Source organism: Turicibacter sp., assembly GCF_017941855.1.
GTDB lineage: Bacteria > Bacillota_I > Bacilli_A > MOL361 > Turicibacteraceae > Turicibacter > Turicibacter sanguinis.
Window position 1 is genome coordinate 53,169 of record NZ_JAGAVR010000011.1, and the last position, 14,331, is coordinate 67,499.

Sequence of the window (14,331 nt, forward strand, 5' to 3'; positions counted from 1 at the left end):
AAGCGATTAATGTCGCTTCACCTTTTTTATATGGAAATAGAAATGTCTTTAATATCAATCAATTTAATATTTAATACTGGGTCTCCTATCCTTGAAGACATATGTGAAGAAAGAGTTATTCAAACATGAAAATCTATCTGAACTTATTCTAAAACAAAAAGTTTTGTCGAGTTGTAACGCTATTTGTGGTGATTTTAGATAATCATGAATGAAATGATAGTTGTAAAAATAACTAAAACGATTGAGGAAAGAAGGAGTTGATTGATGTCTTCCCATTTTGAGGCCTGTTTATGTTCATAGAATTCTTCGAAGGTATGAAAAATTTTTTCACCCGTTTCTTCATCATAGTCGTTTTGTTTATCGATATTTTTTTTCGTTGGCCAATATTTTGGTAAGAAAAAGAGGACATAACGTTTTGTTTTTTGCCATGAATATTGGAACGTATAGAAAGCACCTTGATCTAAAATCCATTTAAAGCAGTAGATGCAGAAAAATAGTAGTGCAACTAGGAATAATGTGTTAATCATATTGATTAGTGAAAAGTGGCTAACAAATTGTTTGAAAATTAACGATAAGTCTGTTACTGAAAAATGATTAAATAAACTTTTAATTTCCCCCAAAATGTTAAAACGCACGATGCTTTGTGTCATTAAGAAGAAGGTCGTTATGCCAAGCATCCATGCAATGGATTTAAAAAATACTGAATATCTTTGTGTCATAGCTCATCACCTCTGAAATTTTTAGACTATTATAACAGATATTTACAGTAATGTGTATGAAAGTAAAGATAACTCAGGACATTTTTATTTAATTTATAAAATTTAAACTTATATTTTGGGTATTTTTAGTGAATTTATACAGTATATTTATTTTTTATTAACAAATAACGCTTTCAAACCAGAAAAAGGGATTTACAAATGGGGGAGTCGATTATAAAATAGTAACAAGTATCAAAATATGGTACAAAATATTCCAATTTTGGAAACAAAATTGAAGGGGGAAGTAACATGAATAAGAAATTATTAACTGTGTTTGCTGCTGCTTTCTGTGCCTTCGGATTAGTTGCATGTTCATCTGATAAAAATGCAACTGAAACACCGAGTACTGAGAGTACGACTCAATCACAAACAACAGACTCAACGTCTAAAAAAGTGTTAAAACTATTACAAACTTCTAACATTCCATCATTAGTACCATGGGCTGCAACAGATTCAGCTTCATTCTTAATGCTTGGAAATATCTTAGAAGGATTAGTAGTATTTGGAGAAAACGGATCAATTGAACCGGGAGCTGCAGAGTCTTGGGAAATCTCTGAAGACGGTTTAACTTACACATTCAAATTACGTGAAGATTCAAATTGGGTTAAAGCTGATGGATCAGTTTATGCTCCTGTAACAGCAAATGACTTTGTTTATTCTTGGAAAAAACTAATTGACCCAACAAGTGGTGCTCAATATAACTTCATGATTCAAACTGCAGGAATCAAAGGAGCTAATGATGCTTTAGGATTAGCAGAATCAATCGTATCTTACGATACATATAAATCAGATTTAGAAGCTTTAAAATTAAGCGATTATAAAGATAATGATACACAAACAGCACAAGCTCAATATGATGAAGCTAAAGCTGACTTAGAAGTGAAAATGGCTTCAGCTGAAGAAGCAATTTTAGCATTAGGTTTTGCATCAGTTGATGCAGCACGTACTGATATGTCTGAATTAATTGATGCATTAGGTGTAACGGCAGTTGATGAGTACACATTAAAAGTAGAGTTAGAAACTCCAACGCCATACTTCTTATCATTAATGGCATTCCCTTCATTCTATCCAGTAAATGAAGCGTTCGTTAATGAAGTAACTGAAGATAAATTTGGTACAAATGTTAATAACTTTATTTACAATGGTCCATTTGTATTTAAAGATTGGAAAATTTCTGAACGTTTCTACATTGAGAAAAATGTTAACTACTGGGATAGTGAAAATGTAGCATTAGATGGTGTAGATTTCCGTGTTGTACCAGGTATCGATAACAATACAGCGGTTGGATTATACTTAGAAGGATCAATCCAATCAATTGGTTTATCAGGTGCTAACGTTCAAACTTATGGTTCACGTCCAGATGCCGTTGCTTATGGGGACACTGGAATGTTCTACTTAGAAGTTAACAACGGTAAAGGTGCTATGACTCCTGAGAAAACATTACTTGCTAACACTGATGCTCGTAAAGCAATTAATATGGCAATTAACAAAGCATTTATCACAGACAATGTATTCGCAAATGGTTCATTACCAGCAGATTACTTTGTACCTAAAAACTTTGTTTACGGACCAGCAGATACAGCTTATGAAGGTGTAGATTTCCGTAATGTAAATGAAGAAAATGCAAATGGATACAACTCTTATAATCCTGAAGAAGCAGCAAAATTATGGGCAGCAGCTCGTGAAGCGACAGGGGTTACACAAGCATTAGAATTAGAAATCATTATCTTCGAAGGTGATAGTGCCGCTCAAGTTGGGGCAGCTATTAAAAATGACTTAGAGGCTAATTTAGGTGACGAGAACTTAACAATCAAGTTATCAGTTTTACCATTTGCTGAAAAGTTAGCTCGTTCGACTTCAGGTGATTACCATATGGTATGGTCTGGATGGTCTCCTGATTATGCAGATCCAATGACATTCTTAGATATGTTTACAACTGGAAATGGTCAAAATAAATTAGGTTATTCTAATGAAGAATATGATGCATTAATCGCTGCAGCTAAAACAGGTGATTTAGTAACTGATTTAGAAGCACGTTTTAAAGCATTAGCAGATGCAGAAGAAATCTTATTAGGTGAAGATCAAGCCTTCATTCCTTTATATCAACGAGGAAGTGTTGGATTACGCGATCCTAAATTATTAAATTACTGGCCACAACAAGTAGGACCTGACTACTTCTTCAAGTGGACAGATATTGCTGAGTAAAAATGACGCTTAAAAAAGTCATCATTCTAGCTCAGTGAATTAAATTTTAAGTTTTAAAACATGAAAACAGCTATTGAATAAATGAAAAATTCTATTTATTCAATAGCAAATAGCAAGCATAAGGCTAATCATTTAGTCTTATGCTTATTTAAAATCAATTAGCTTAAAAAATAGATTTAAAAAAAAGTTAATGCGTATTAATCTTTTTAAATCTATTTTTTAATAAGAATCAAAAAATTATGATAGCTAGTTGTGGGAGACATATTGAACTTAAAAAAGAAAGGGGAGAGTTAAAATATGTTTAAATATATTATTAAACGTATTGGTTATATCGTCATCACACTATTTTTAGTTTTAACGGTTAACTTCCTGTTATTACAGCTGATGCCTGGTGGACCTTTTGAAGATCCAAAGTTATCAGATGCACAAAAGACAATTCTTGAAAATAAATACGGATTAAATGATCCAGTTCCAGTGCAATATACACGCTATATGACAGGTGTGTTAAAAGGAGATTTTGGGACATCATTCAAGTTACAGAACCAAGAAGTATCGGATTTAGTTTTATCTCGTATTCCATATACGATTAAACCAGGGGCTATTGCCTTAGTAGTTGGGGTAACAGTCGGAATTATCCTTGGAGCCATTGCCGCAATGAACCGAAACACGGTTTGGGATCATTTAATTACGATTATTGCTGTACTAGGGGTTTCGATTCCATCCTTCGTTTTAGCATCTTTCTTACAATATTTTATTTGTAATAAACTTGGTTGGTTACCTTATCTTTACCAATCATACGACCCAATTCGTGGGGTAACACGTTTAGCAGAATTTAAATCATTAATTTTACCATCCTTATCGTTAGCAGTACCAGTTATTGCATCATTAATGCGATATATGCGAAGTGAATTAATTGAAGTATTAAATACAGATTATATTCTTTTAGCACGTGCAAAAGGATTAACAAAATCACAAGTCATTACACGTCATGCTTTACGTAATGCCTTAATTCCGGTTATTACAGTTATTGGACCGATGTTAATTTCGATTATGACAGGAAGTTTAGTTATTGAACAATTCTTTGGAGTACCAGGATTAAGTAAGTTAATGTTAGATGCGGTTACAATGAATGACTATTTCTTAACACTTGGAATTGCTTTCTTCTATAGTTTCTTATACGTTGTTGTCATCTTAATTATCGATATTTTATACGGAATTATTGACCCTCGTATTCGTCTTGCAGGAGGTGGAAAATAATGATTTCTAAGAAATTTGATCCAGAATTATTTGAGCGTGCGCAGTTAAATCATGCAAAAGGGGATGAAATCAAGACAGAAAGTTTAAACTTCTGGCAAGATGCTTTCCGCCGTTTACGCCAAAATAAGCCATCAATTATTTCTTTATATGCGATTATTCTTTTAGTTGTTGTTTCATTCTTAGCACAAATGATTGGACCAAAACACTCAAATGGAAATGCTGTTCGTTATGATCAAACTCCAATCATTATTGAAGAATCGACTGGCGTTGCAATTGAAAAAGGTCGTTTGAATTATTTACCGCCTCGTATTCCAGGAATTGAAAAACTTGGAATTGCGGATGGAACAATGAAAAAAGACTTAACAAACCTAGAATTAATGGTCGGAAGTAATTTACCTGAAGACATTAGTAAATTAAATTCACCTTTAACAAAAGCTGAGTTTGTTGAAGCCTTAGGAATTAAATATCATCCATATGATTATCAAATTATTTCATGGACAGGTGAGGGAGAAAATAAAGAAGTAACCATTCAGTTAACGGGGTCAAGCACAACTGAAACGGTACCTGTTAGTGAGTTAATGAGTGAATACTCTTCGTACAGTGATTTAGATTCATTTGAATTCATTAGTAGTAGCGTTGACCAATATGGTGTTCAGATGCTAAAAGTTAAAGTCAATGTCTATGTTAAAAACAATATTGAACATTTATACTTCTATTTTGGTACAGATGAGTTAGGCTTTGATGTTTGGACTCGTTTATGGACAGGGGTTCAAGTTTCTTTATTAATTGGATTCTTATCATTAATTATTGACTTTACAATTGGTATTTTATACGGATCAATCGCTGGATTCTATGGAGGAACTGCTATTGATAACGTTATGATGCGTATTACAGAAATTTTGGGAAGTATTCCAACAACCGTTGTTTTAATTATCTTTATTACCATTCGAGATCCATTCATTGATGGGATAGAGAGCTTATTACATTTAAAATTATCTAATGTACAGGCATCATTTATTACGTTAATTATCGCCATGAGTTTAACAGGATGGATTTCAGTTGCTCGTGTCGTTCGTGCTCAATATTTAAAATTAAAAGATCAAGAGTTCGTTATGGCTTCAACAACACTTGGAGCAAGTAGTACTCGTATTATTTTCAAACACCTATTCCCAAATATTATCGGACAATTAGTTGTTATGGCAACTTTCTCGATTCCAGGAGCTATTGCAACTGAGGCGATGTTATCATTCATTGGTTTAGGTCTTCCAATTCCAATGTCATCACTTGGGGTATTATTAAGTAACGGTAATAAAGTTATGACAAGTTATCCATATTTAATGATTATTCCATCATTCTTTATGGTGTATTTAATGCTTGCGATTAACTTATTAGCGAATGGTCTTCGCGATGCGTTAGACCCACGTTTACGCGGTAAATAGAAAGGGACGGTGACGAATACATGAAGAAAATCTTAGATGTTGAAGATTTAACTATTACATTCGATACATTTGCAGGTCCTGTCTCTGCAGTTCGTGGTGTGAGTTTTACTCTACATGAGGGCGAAACTCTAGCGATCGTTGGAGAATCAGGATCAGGGAAATCAGTTGCATCAAAAGCCATTATGGGGATTCTTGCTGAAAATGGTAAAGTAACAGATGGATCGATCTTATATACAAAAGAATCAGGGGAACAAATTGATTTAGCCAAATTAACAGAGCGTGAATATCATCAAGTTCGTGGTAAAGAGATTGCCATGGTATTCCAAGATCCAATGACGTCATTAAATCCAACGATGACGATTGGAAAACAAATCATGGAACCGATTATTAAACATCAAAAATGTTCGAAAGCAGAGGCAAAAAAACGTGCAGAAGAATTAATTAGTTTAGTTGGAATTAGTGATGCAGACAAGCGTATGAAGCAATATCCTCATCAATTCTCAGGAGGGATGCGCCAACGTATCGTTATTGCAGTTGCCTTAGCATGTAATCCTCGTATTTTAATCTGTGATGAGCCAACCACAGCTCTTGATGTAACCATCCAAGCACAGATTTTAGAATTGATTAAAGAAATTCAAGCTAAAACAAATGTTGCTGTTATTTTCATCACGCACGACTTAGGAGTGGTGGCGAATGTAGCAGACCGTGTCGCTGTTATGTATGCAGGACGTGTTTGTGAAATTGGAACTAGTGATGAAATTTTCTATAATTCTTGTCACCCATATACTTGGGGATTATTGGCGTCAATGCCTGATTTAGATACAAAAGAGGAGTTATTATACGCCATTCCAGGAACACCTCCTAACCTTTTAACGCCGCCAAAGGGAGATGCTTTTGCACTTCGTAGTGAGTATGCTTTAAAGATTGATTTTGAGGAACAACCACCCATGTTTAAAGTAAGTGATACTCATTATGCAGCAACTTGGTTATTACATGAACAAGCTCCTAAAGTAACACCACCGGCTGCTGTTTTACGTCTTCGTGCTAAAGGGGGATATGATCATGAGTAATCAAGAACGTGAAGTTTTATTAGAAGTTAAAAATTTAAAACAGTATTTTAAAATTAATCGTCATATCACAGTTAAAGCCATTGATGATATTTCATTTAAAATTTATAAAGGTGAAACATTTGGTTTAGTTGGAGAATCAGGTTCAGGAAAATCAACAACTGGACGTAGTATTATTCGTTTATATCAACCAACAGCTGGAGAAGTTATCTTTAAAGGAAAAAACATTGCAAAAAAATTATCGAAAGCTGAGAAAGCTGAAGTATGTCAAAAAATGCAAATGATTTTTCAGGATCCAATGGCATGTTTAAATCCTCGTATGCGTGTGATCGACATTATTGCCGAGGGAATTGACATTCATAAATTAGCTAAAACAAAACAAGAACGTGAAGAAAAAGTTTATCGAATTTTAGAAGCAGTTGGATTAAGTAAAGATCATGCTGGACGTTATCCTCATGAATTTTCAGGTGGGCAACGTCAACGTATTGGGATTGCTCGTGCCTTAGTGACAAATCCAGAGTTTATTATTGCGGATGAGCCAATTTCAGCGCTTGACGTTTCAATTCAAGCACAGGTTGTTAACTTAATGAACTTGCTTAAAAAAGAATTTGGATTAACGTATTTATTTATTGCGCATGACCTATCAATGGTTAAATATATTTCAGACCGTATTGGTGTTATGCACTTAGGACGCTTAGTTGAACTTGGAAGTGCAGAAGATATTTATGAGCGTGCGATTCATCCCTATACTCGTTCATTATTATCAGCAATTCCTTTACCAGATCCAAATTATGAACGTAATCGTCAACGTATTGTCTATGATAAATCTAAAGTGGATTACTATGCAGGAGAGTGGACAGAAGTTAGTCCTGGACACTTTGTCCTTGGAACAGCTGAAGAAATTAAAACTTGGCAAAACGAACGATAACTTAATCATAAAAAGATGTATCGAATTAGATACATCTTTTTACTATATACAAACGGGAAAAGCGTCATCATTTTATAATCAGACTTAGTCTTCAAGCCATTAGTAGATGGTGCCCCTTTTAAGGAGTTTTAACGCATCATGATAAAAGGATGGACATTAGATTCGGAGGTTAAGTAGCGAGTAAAACGAGCTCTGAACTTTTCTCAACTGTTTGGATATAAAGGAAGAAATCCGATGTTTTGTGGATGAATCTAGTAGTTGAAGCGTAGATTGCCACAGGCAATTGCTAGGTAAAGTAAAAGTTTTCTAAATGTGAAAAACTTATCTAGAACAATCGATGTATCCTTTTTTAGTTCGTTGAATTGTATTTATCTGGGAAAAATGTTGTTTGATGTGGATTAACAATATTTATTATTTTATAACTAAATTTATTTTTTATATTTTACTTGTATTTTCCTTATGAGTTCGATACAATTTTAAAGAAATAAATCATATCATTTGACAAATAGGTAGAAATAGGACATGTATAACAGTTCTAGCTGGAGTAAAACTAATAATATTAAATATTATACGTTGTCAGTCTTTAATGTGTATTGTACAATAGAGAAGATAGTGCTTGACTATCGTGGAGGGATAATAAATGATTGAAATTTATACATCGCCAAGTTGTTCTTCATGCCGTAAAGCTAAAAAATGGCTAGATGAATACGGGATTAAATATATTGAAAAAAATCTTTTTGTCACAAAGATTACAAGAGAAGATATAAAAAATATTTTAGAAAAAACGGAAAATGGTTTTGAAGATATTATTTCAACTCGCTCAAAAGCATTTAAAGAAAACAATTTAGATGCAGATGAAATGACAATTAATGAGTTATTAGATTTTATCGTTGCGAATCCAAGTGTTTTAAGACGCCCGATTATTGTCGATAAACATCGTCTTCAAATTGGATATAACGATGAAGAAATTCGTTGTTTCTTACCGCGTGAGTTACGCAATGTCATGTATTGTAATAATTGTGATAACTGTAATTGTTCATATGTCAAAGCATTAGAACGTGCGTTAAGTGATAATTTTATTGAACAAACAGAAGTTAAGTAAAACAGTATTGAAGTAGCATTCTACTTCAATACTGTTTTTTTTTTATGCAAAAAAACAAAAATGGACATAAAGAGTAGGAATAAAGAATAGAATGAATTGAGTTCTTACAATGACTAATAATCCAAACAGCTACTTGAAACTAGTTGTTTTTTTATAAGAAACAAAATGAATGTTAAGAGATGTCAGGGTATCTAAATCAAAGTGATGGAGGGGAAGAGATGATTAATTTAAATGAAATACTGCATCGACTTGTTGCCGACTATTCTGAATTAGGAGAAGTTGTTGGTTTAACGATGGCTGGTTCTAAAGCAGCAAGTTTACAAGATGATTTATCGGATATTAATTTAGATGTTTATTTAGTAAATCCTTTGACGGAAGAAAAAAGACGACAAATAATTTTAAAATATGCGACAAAAATAGAGATGAATTATCCATCCTTCGTCACAAGTGATCATTTTCTCTTGAGTGATTTTCCAGTTGAGATTACGGTTTCGTTTATTATTTTGTCAGAACTTGAGCAGGAATTATATGATGTAATGGAACGTCATGTAGCAAAGGTAGGCTATACGACGTGTTTTATTCGTAATTTTATGGATTCCACCATTTTGTTTGATAAAGGGGGACGCCTAAAAGCGTTGTATGAAAAGTACGCAACTACTTATCCCAAGCAACTAAAGGAAAATATTATTGATTTAAATTTTCCTCTATTAAAAGATAGTTTCTCTTCTTATTATCATCAACTTGAACAAGCGATTATTCGCCAAGACACGTTGAGTATTCCACCAAGAGTCAGCAAGTTTTTAGCGAGTTATTTTGATATCATTTTTGCGATAAATGAAGTTTATCATCCGGGGGAAAAGCGTCTTATTCAAATCATGGAAGATAGTTGCGATATTTATCCGACCAATTTGAATGAAAAAGTTAAACAACTAATGGGCTATGCCGCACAAGGTGATATTCAATTTTTAGATATCATGGATGAGATGATTAGAGGACTTGAAGAAGTTTTAAATGAGCAAAATACTGCTTCTTGAAAAAGATAATCGTTAAAATAAGCGTATATCATGTTAGGTGATAACATGTTAACAGCAAAATTAAACAATCAACTCATTGATTTAACAGGACTTAGTCGAAACGAAATTATACAAAAGCATCAAAACCACTTACCTTACATATGCCCACATTGCGAGGGGGACATGATATTAAAGTATGGGATGAAAAAAAGAGCTCATTTTGCTCATAAAGTGCCATGTGAATATCAATGTTCTGAATCTGAAAGTGAGGAGCATAGAATTTCAAAATTTTTACTTGCCTCGTACCTAGAACGTCAAGGGGCAACCTCTATCAGGATTGAAAAAAGATTTCAAGATATCTTACGAATTGCCGATCTTTATTTTGAATGGAATCATCAAGCTTATGTTATTGAAATTCAAAAAAGTGCTATAAGTCAAAGCTTGTTTGAATCGCGAGTTCAAGACTATCGTTCAAAAGGAATTGAGGTCCTATGGGTTTTTATTGGAGATTTGAAGGAAAAGCCTCAAACCTATTTAATAAATAAAGTCATGGCTTTAAATAAACATCATCCACTGATTCATCTAAATATTATGACCGAAGAAGTTACTCTCTTTAATCAAATTATTTGGCTTAACCCAAAAGAGGTTAAAGCACAGGCAAATCGAGTATATTTAAAAAATTTACAGATGACCGATTTGCTAAATGATCAAGAAGCGTGTGAAGGTGTTAATTTAACACAATGGTTAGCGATAAAAAAAGAATTTAGATGTATTAAATGGCAACAATACATCAAAAGTGAAAGAGAGTTGGTTAGACTTTGCTATGGGCATCGTCTAACACTCTCGCTTATGCCATCTGAAGTTGGATGGCCCATTGCGAATCATCAGGGATTTACCAAACCACTTTTTATTTGGCAAGCGTATGTCTTAATTGGTTTCATTATGTCGAAAGAGATTGGAAGTTTTTTTAACCTGACGGATTTAGTTAATAGATTAAAAGGTCACTATCACTTAAAAATTGATCAATATGCCATTAAAGCTTTGAAGGCTTATCTTTTGATTTTAGCTCGTTTACAGATTATATCCAATCACAAGGGGTATTATGAAGTGTTAAAGTATCCCCGTGTTTATCATCAGTTAGAAGAAGTGTTAGAAGAGGATAGAAAAGTTGGCAATTTATTAAAACAAAAAAACTAGCCTTAGGCTAGTTTTTCTTTTTATTCATCGCATTGGTTGCACGTTTAATTTTATTTTCAGTTTCACGCGTTGGGATATGATATTGTTTTAAAAGGTCATTGAAATGACGTAATCCCACTTCATAGTCAGTGACTTCATATTCTAATTCATAGTCAATCACATCAGAGTAAAAGCTCTTATCTAACACAAGAAGACCTTCTTTATAAGGCACTTCAGCACGTTTGGTTGTTAAGTCAGTGATGACTAGAAGATGATTAACATCAACGGATAAAGATTGTAAGGCCTCATACACGGGACCTTTCACTAAAACTTTATCGTATTTTAAAGCTTGATAATCTTGTTTGGTAATCATTTGATTCGTTTCAAGTAAACCGACGGCTTGTTTTGTTTTTAAGGTTAATTCATAAGTACTGTTTTTAACACGGATACGAAGAGCCGCTTCAAGTTTTTTTAACTGTCCTGTCGGCGTATCAAAGTACACATTTTTTTGCGTCCACAGTTGTTCTTCGTTAATCGAAAACTTATTTAAAAGTTGTTGATATTCTTGTTCAGTTAGCATATTCTTGAACTCAATTTCAAGATTTGTTGCCATTAAAATCACCTCTATATTTTATTATGACGTATCCTCGTGTTATAATCAATAATAGATAGTTATAATTGTCACTAACTTGAAAAAAAGTATATGAAAACCATTTGAAAGTAAACGTAAAAGAGAGGAATTAGAGGTGAATGTTTAATGGATTGGTTAAGTTTTTTTGAGCCTTATGAATTAGCATTACAAGAATTAAAAATCAATTTAAGGGGAATTAGGCAACAATATAAAACAAAAGGGCTCCATTCACCCATTGAATTTGTCGATGGGAGGGTTAAAACTATCTCAAGTATTTTAGATAAGCTTGAACGAATGGGGTTATCTATTAATGCAATAGATGAAGTGTATGATATTGCGGGAATTCGAATTAACTGTCAGTTTGTCGAAGATATTTACATGGTCGTCGATTTATTGACAAAACGTCACGATCTTGAAATTGTAGAAACGAGAGATTACATTTTAAATCAACGCGACAGCGGTTATCGCTCGTATCACATTCATGCTTACTATCATCTAGAAACCATTGATGGGATGAAAAAAGTATTAGTTGAGTTCCAAATTCGAACGCTTGCGATGAATTTCTGGGCAAGTATTGAGCATTCTTTAAACTATAAATACGATGGTCAAATTCCAGATCAAATTAAAGATCGCTTAAAACAAGCGGCTGAAGCAGCTGGATGGCTTGATCGACAAATGTCAGAGATTCGCGATGAAATCGCTGAAGCACAGAAAACATTTGAAAAACGAAAAACAGATGAATACCGTATTATTGAACCACCCACAAGTCTTGTCAATGTGAATGAAGACTATGTAATTAAACAACAAAAAGGTGACTAATATGAAAGTTTCGATTTACGCAAATGAACGCGAAAATTCTCAAGAAGTAAAAGCACAGCTTTTAAAAAGGCTTCAAGCTGCTTCGGTTGAAATAGATGATGAGTATCCAGATATCGTCTTTACCATTGGTGGAGATGGAACGGTTTTACATGCCGTCCATCATTATTTATACTTAATTGAAACAGTTAAATTTATTGGAATTCATACGGGGCACCTTGGATATTACACGGACTGGCTGCCAACAGAATTAGATGATTTAATTACCTTTATCCATCAAGATGCACAAAAAATTAGTGAATACCCATTACTGTCAATTAAACTCTGCTATGATGAAAGGGACTGTCATCAGTTATATGCGTTTAATGAGATGACGATCTTAAATGCGTTTCGAACTCAACACTTTAACGTCACGATTGGTGATTTGTTTTTTGAATCATTTAGAGGGACTGGTCTCTGTCTTTCAACACCAACCGGAAGTACCGCCTATAATAAATCATTAGGGGGAGCTATTTTATATCCGAGTTTATCTGCTTTTCAAATGACAGAGATTGGATCAATTAATAATAATGTGTATCGTACGATTGGATCACCGTTGATTATTCCAAAAGAACAAATGGTCATCTTAGAGTCAGAAAACTTTGAGGATATTACAATTACAAGAGATCATTTGTATGCCACTTATAAGCATATTAATCGTGTTAAAGTGACGCTTTCTGATCGTAACGTCAAATTTATTAAACGTCATGATGTACCATTTTGGGGACGTGTAAAAGATCATTTTCTATAGAAAAATTGAAATGTTTTGAAAGGACCTTTCAATATTGGGGCAGATATTAAAAAGTCTTGATAAAATTTATCTGGACTTATCTATCAGAATTAAAAGTTAAGGTGGAATCTATGAGTTTAACATTAACCTATGAAATCAAAGCAGCAGATGATCAAACCTTACTGCTTAATTTTTTGAAAAAACAAGACATTTCTAAAAAAGCCATTGTTGCGACGAAACATCGTGGTGGAAATATGGAAGTGAATGGTGAGCATCAAAATGTTCGCTATCTTTTAAAAGAGGGAGATGTCTTAGTGATTACATTTCCTGAAGAAGAGAGAAGTACAGGGCTGACTCCGTATGAGATGCCGCTTGATGTAGTGTACGAAGACGAGTATTTACTGGTCATCAACAAACCAGCAGGCATTCCAACGATACCCTCTTTACGTCACCCAGAAAAAACGCTCGCCAACGCTCTCATTCATTATTACAATGAGCATGAGATTGCCTCGACGATTCACTTTGTCAATCGGTTAGACCGTGATACGTCCGGGCTTTTAATGGTCGCTAAGTACCGCCACATTCACCATTTGCTAACGAAAGATGTGAAGCAGATTAAGCGCAAGTATTATACGCTTGTCAAGGGAGTGATGGGAAAAAATTCAGGGACTGTTCATGCGCCGATTGCAAGAGAATCCGAAGGAAATGTGCGACGTTGTGTTCGTGCAGATGGTGATGATTCAATTACCCATTATCAGGTGCTTGAAGTATGGGAAAAATCGACGCTTGTCGAGTGTGAACTTGAAACAGGACGAACACATCAAATTCGGGTCCATATGAATTATTTAGGTCATCCCTTAGTTGGGGATACACTGTATGATGAATTCGCGTTAGAGCTAGAAGAGGGACATCTCTTACATAGCTATGAACTAAGCTTTACTCATCCGATTACAAAAGAGAGACATCTTTTTCAAACAGATTTACCTAAACGTTTTAAAGCCTTAAAAAAGGGACAAGAATGTTAAACACTGTAGTGCACCCCAAATGTTAGACTTAAAAATCTAATGTTAGGGGTGTTTTTCTATGGCTAAATATAGCTCAGAATTTAAGTTGCATGTTGTTAACGAGTATTTGCAGGGAACTTTAGGTTACCGTTTGCTCGCTAAAAAA

At 33.9% G+C, this 14,331-nt stretch carries 13 protein-coding genes; 11 read left to right on the plus strand and 2 right to left on the minus strand.

Annotation, left to right across the window (positions count from 1 at the left end; genetic code table 11):
- Nucleotides 1–194: 194 nt before the first annotated feature.
- A complete protein-coding gene (locus tag J6D32_RS02040; RefSeq protein WP_006784300.1) occupies nt 195–719 on the minus strand; it encodes a DUF3899 domain-containing protein in 525 nt (174 codons plus the stop codon).
- Between the two features lie 288 nt (nt 720–1,007).
- On the opposite strand from J6D32_RS02040, the gene J6D32_RS02045 reads away from it, so the two are divergent.
- The 8 genes from J6D32_RS02045 to J6D32_RS02080 all read left to right on the plus strand — a co-directional run bounded on the left by J6D32_RS02045 (nt 1,008) and on the right by J6D32_RS02080 (nt 10,966).
- The gene (locus tag J6D32_RS02045) at nt 1,008–2,963 is read left to right on the plus strand and encodes a peptide ABC transporter substrate-binding protein (protein ID WP_009606821.1); all 1,956 of its coding nucleotides are present in this window, start codon (nt 1,008–1,010) and stop codon (nt 2,961–2,963) included.
- Between the two features lie 297 nt (nt 2,964–3,260).
- Nucleotides 3,261–4,220 (plus strand): ABC transporter permease, encoded by a 960-nt coding sequence (locus J6D32_RS02050; protein WP_006784302.1) that lies wholly within the window; start codon nt 3,261–3,263, stop codon nt 4,218–4,220.
- Nucleotides 4,220–5,659: an ABC transporter permease gene (locus tag J6D32_RS02055; protein ID WP_006784303.1), complete on the plus strand. Its 1,440-nt coding sequence runs from the start codon at nt 4,220–4,222 to the stop codon at nt 5,657–5,659. Before J6D32_RS02050 ends, J6D32_RS02055 begins: the two co-directional genes overlap by 1 nt.
- 20 nt (nt 5,660–5,679) lie before the next feature.
- Nucleotides 5,680–6,729, plus strand: coding sequence for an ABC transporter ATP-binding protein (locus tag J6D32_RS02060; RefSeq protein ID WP_006784304.1), 1,050 nt, complete (start codon nt 5,680–5,682; stop codon nt 6,727–6,729).
- Nucleotides 6,722–7,654 carry an ABC transporter ATP-binding protein gene (locus J6D32_RS02065; RefSeq protein ID WP_006784305.1) on the plus strand — a complete coding sequence of 311 codons (933 nt, stop codon included), beginning with the start codon at nt 6,722–6,724 and terminating at the stop codon, nt 7,652–7,654. The genes J6D32_RS02060 and J6D32_RS02065 overlap by 8 nt, the downstream gene beginning before the upstream one ends.
- Nucleotides 7,655–8,294: 640 nt before the next feature.
- A complete protein-coding gene (locus J6D32_RS02070; protein WP_006784306.1) occupies nt 8,295–8,756 on the plus strand; it encodes a Spx/MgsR family RNA polymerase-binding regulatory protein in 462 nt (153 codons plus the stop codon).
- Nucleotides 8,757–8,974: 218 nt separating this feature from the next.
- Nucleotides 8,975–9,790, plus strand: a complete 816-nt coding sequence (locus J6D32_RS02075; RefSeq protein WP_006783752.1) for a DUF4037 domain-containing protein — start codon at nt 8,975–8,977, stop codon at nt 9,788–9,790.
- A gap of 45 nt (nt 9,791–9,835) precedes the next feature.
- Entirely contained in the window at nt 9,836–10,966 is a 1,131-nt protein-coding gene (locus J6D32_RS02080) for a competence protein CoiA (RefSeq protein WP_006783751.1), read from the plus strand.
- Between the two features lie 7 nt (nt 10,967–10,973).
- On the opposite strand, the gene J6D32_RS02085 is transcribed toward J6D32_RS02080, so the two are convergent.
- Entirely contained in the window at nt 10,974–11,558 is a 585-nt protein-coding gene (locus J6D32_RS02085) for a CYTH domain-containing protein (protein WP_006783750.1), read from the minus strand.
- 144 nt (nt 11,559–11,702) lie between these two features.
- On the opposite strand from J6D32_RS02085, the gene J6D32_RS02090 reads away from it, so the two are divergent.
- The 3 genes from J6D32_RS02090 (at nt 11,703) to J6D32_RS02100 (ending at nt 14,186) form a co-directional block, all read left to right on the plus strand.
- Entirely contained in the window at nt 11,703–12,395 is a 693-nt protein-coding gene (locus J6D32_RS02090; protein WP_006783749.1) for a GTP pyrophosphokinase, read from the plus strand.
- 1 nt (nt 12,396) lies between these two features.
- Nucleotides 12,397–13,182 carry an NAD kinase gene (locus tag J6D32_RS02095; RefSeq protein WP_006783748.1) on the plus strand — a complete coding sequence of 262 codons (786 nt, stop codon included), beginning with the start codon at nt 12,397–12,399 and terminating at the stop codon, nt 13,180–13,182.
- A 110-nt stretch (nt 13,183–13,292) separates the two neighbouring features.
- Nucleotides 13,293–14,186: an RluA family pseudouridine synthase gene (locus J6D32_RS02100; protein ID WP_132942874.1), complete on the plus strand. Its 894-nt coding sequence runs from the start codon at nt 13,293–13,295 to the stop codon at nt 14,184–14,186.
- The last annotated feature ends 145 nt before the right edge of the window (nt 14,187–14,331 follow it).

Coding starts and splice junctions, on each gene's coding strand:
- J6D32_RS02040 (WP_006784300.1), bottom strand. CDS start 719: ATGACACAAAGATATTCAGTATTTTTTAAATCCATTGCATGGATGCTT.
- J6D32_RS02045 (WP_009606821.1), top strand. CDS start 1,008: ATGAATAAGAAATTATTAACTGTGTTTGCTGCTGCTTTCTGTGCCTTC.
- J6D32_RS02050 (WP_006784302.1), top strand. CDS start 3,261: ATGTTTAAATATATTATTAAACGTATTGGTTATATCGTCATCACACTA.
- J6D32_RS02055 (WP_006784303.1), top strand. CDS start 4,220: ATGATTTCTAAGAAATTTGATCCAGAATTATTTGAGCGTGCGCAGTTA.
- J6D32_RS02060 (WP_006784304.1), top strand. CDS start 5,680: ATGAAGAAAATCTTAGATGTTGAAGATTTAACTATTACATTCGATACA.
- J6D32_RS02065 (WP_006784305.1), top strand. CDS start 6,722: ATGAGTAATCAAGAACGTGAAGTTTTATTAGAAGTTAAAAATTTAAAA.
- J6D32_RS02070 (WP_006784306.1), top strand. CDS start 8,295: ATGATTGAAATTTATACATCGCCAAGTTGTTCTTCATGCCGTAAAGCT.
- J6D32_RS02075 (WP_006783752.1), top strand. CDS start 8,975: ATGATTAATTTAAATGAAATACTGCATCGACTTGTTGCCGACTATTCT.
- J6D32_RS02080 (WP_006783751.1), top strand. CDS start 9,836: ATGTTAACAGCAAAATTAAACAATCAACTCATTGATTTAACAGGACTT.
- J6D32_RS02085 (WP_006783750.1), bottom strand. CDS start 11,558: ATGGCAACAAATCTTGAAATTGAGTTCAAGAATATGCTAACTGAACAA.
- J6D32_RS02090 (WP_006783749.1), top strand. CDS start 11,703: ATGGATTGGTTAAGTTTTTTTGAGCCTTATGAATTAGCATTACAAGAA.
- J6D32_RS02095 (WP_006783748.1), top strand. CDS start 12,397: ATGAAAGTTTCGATTTACGCAAATGAACGCGAAAATTCTCAAGAAGTA.
- J6D32_RS02100 (WP_132942874.1), top strand. CDS start 13,293: ATGAGTTTAACATTAACCTATGAAATCAAAGCAGCAGATGATCAAACC.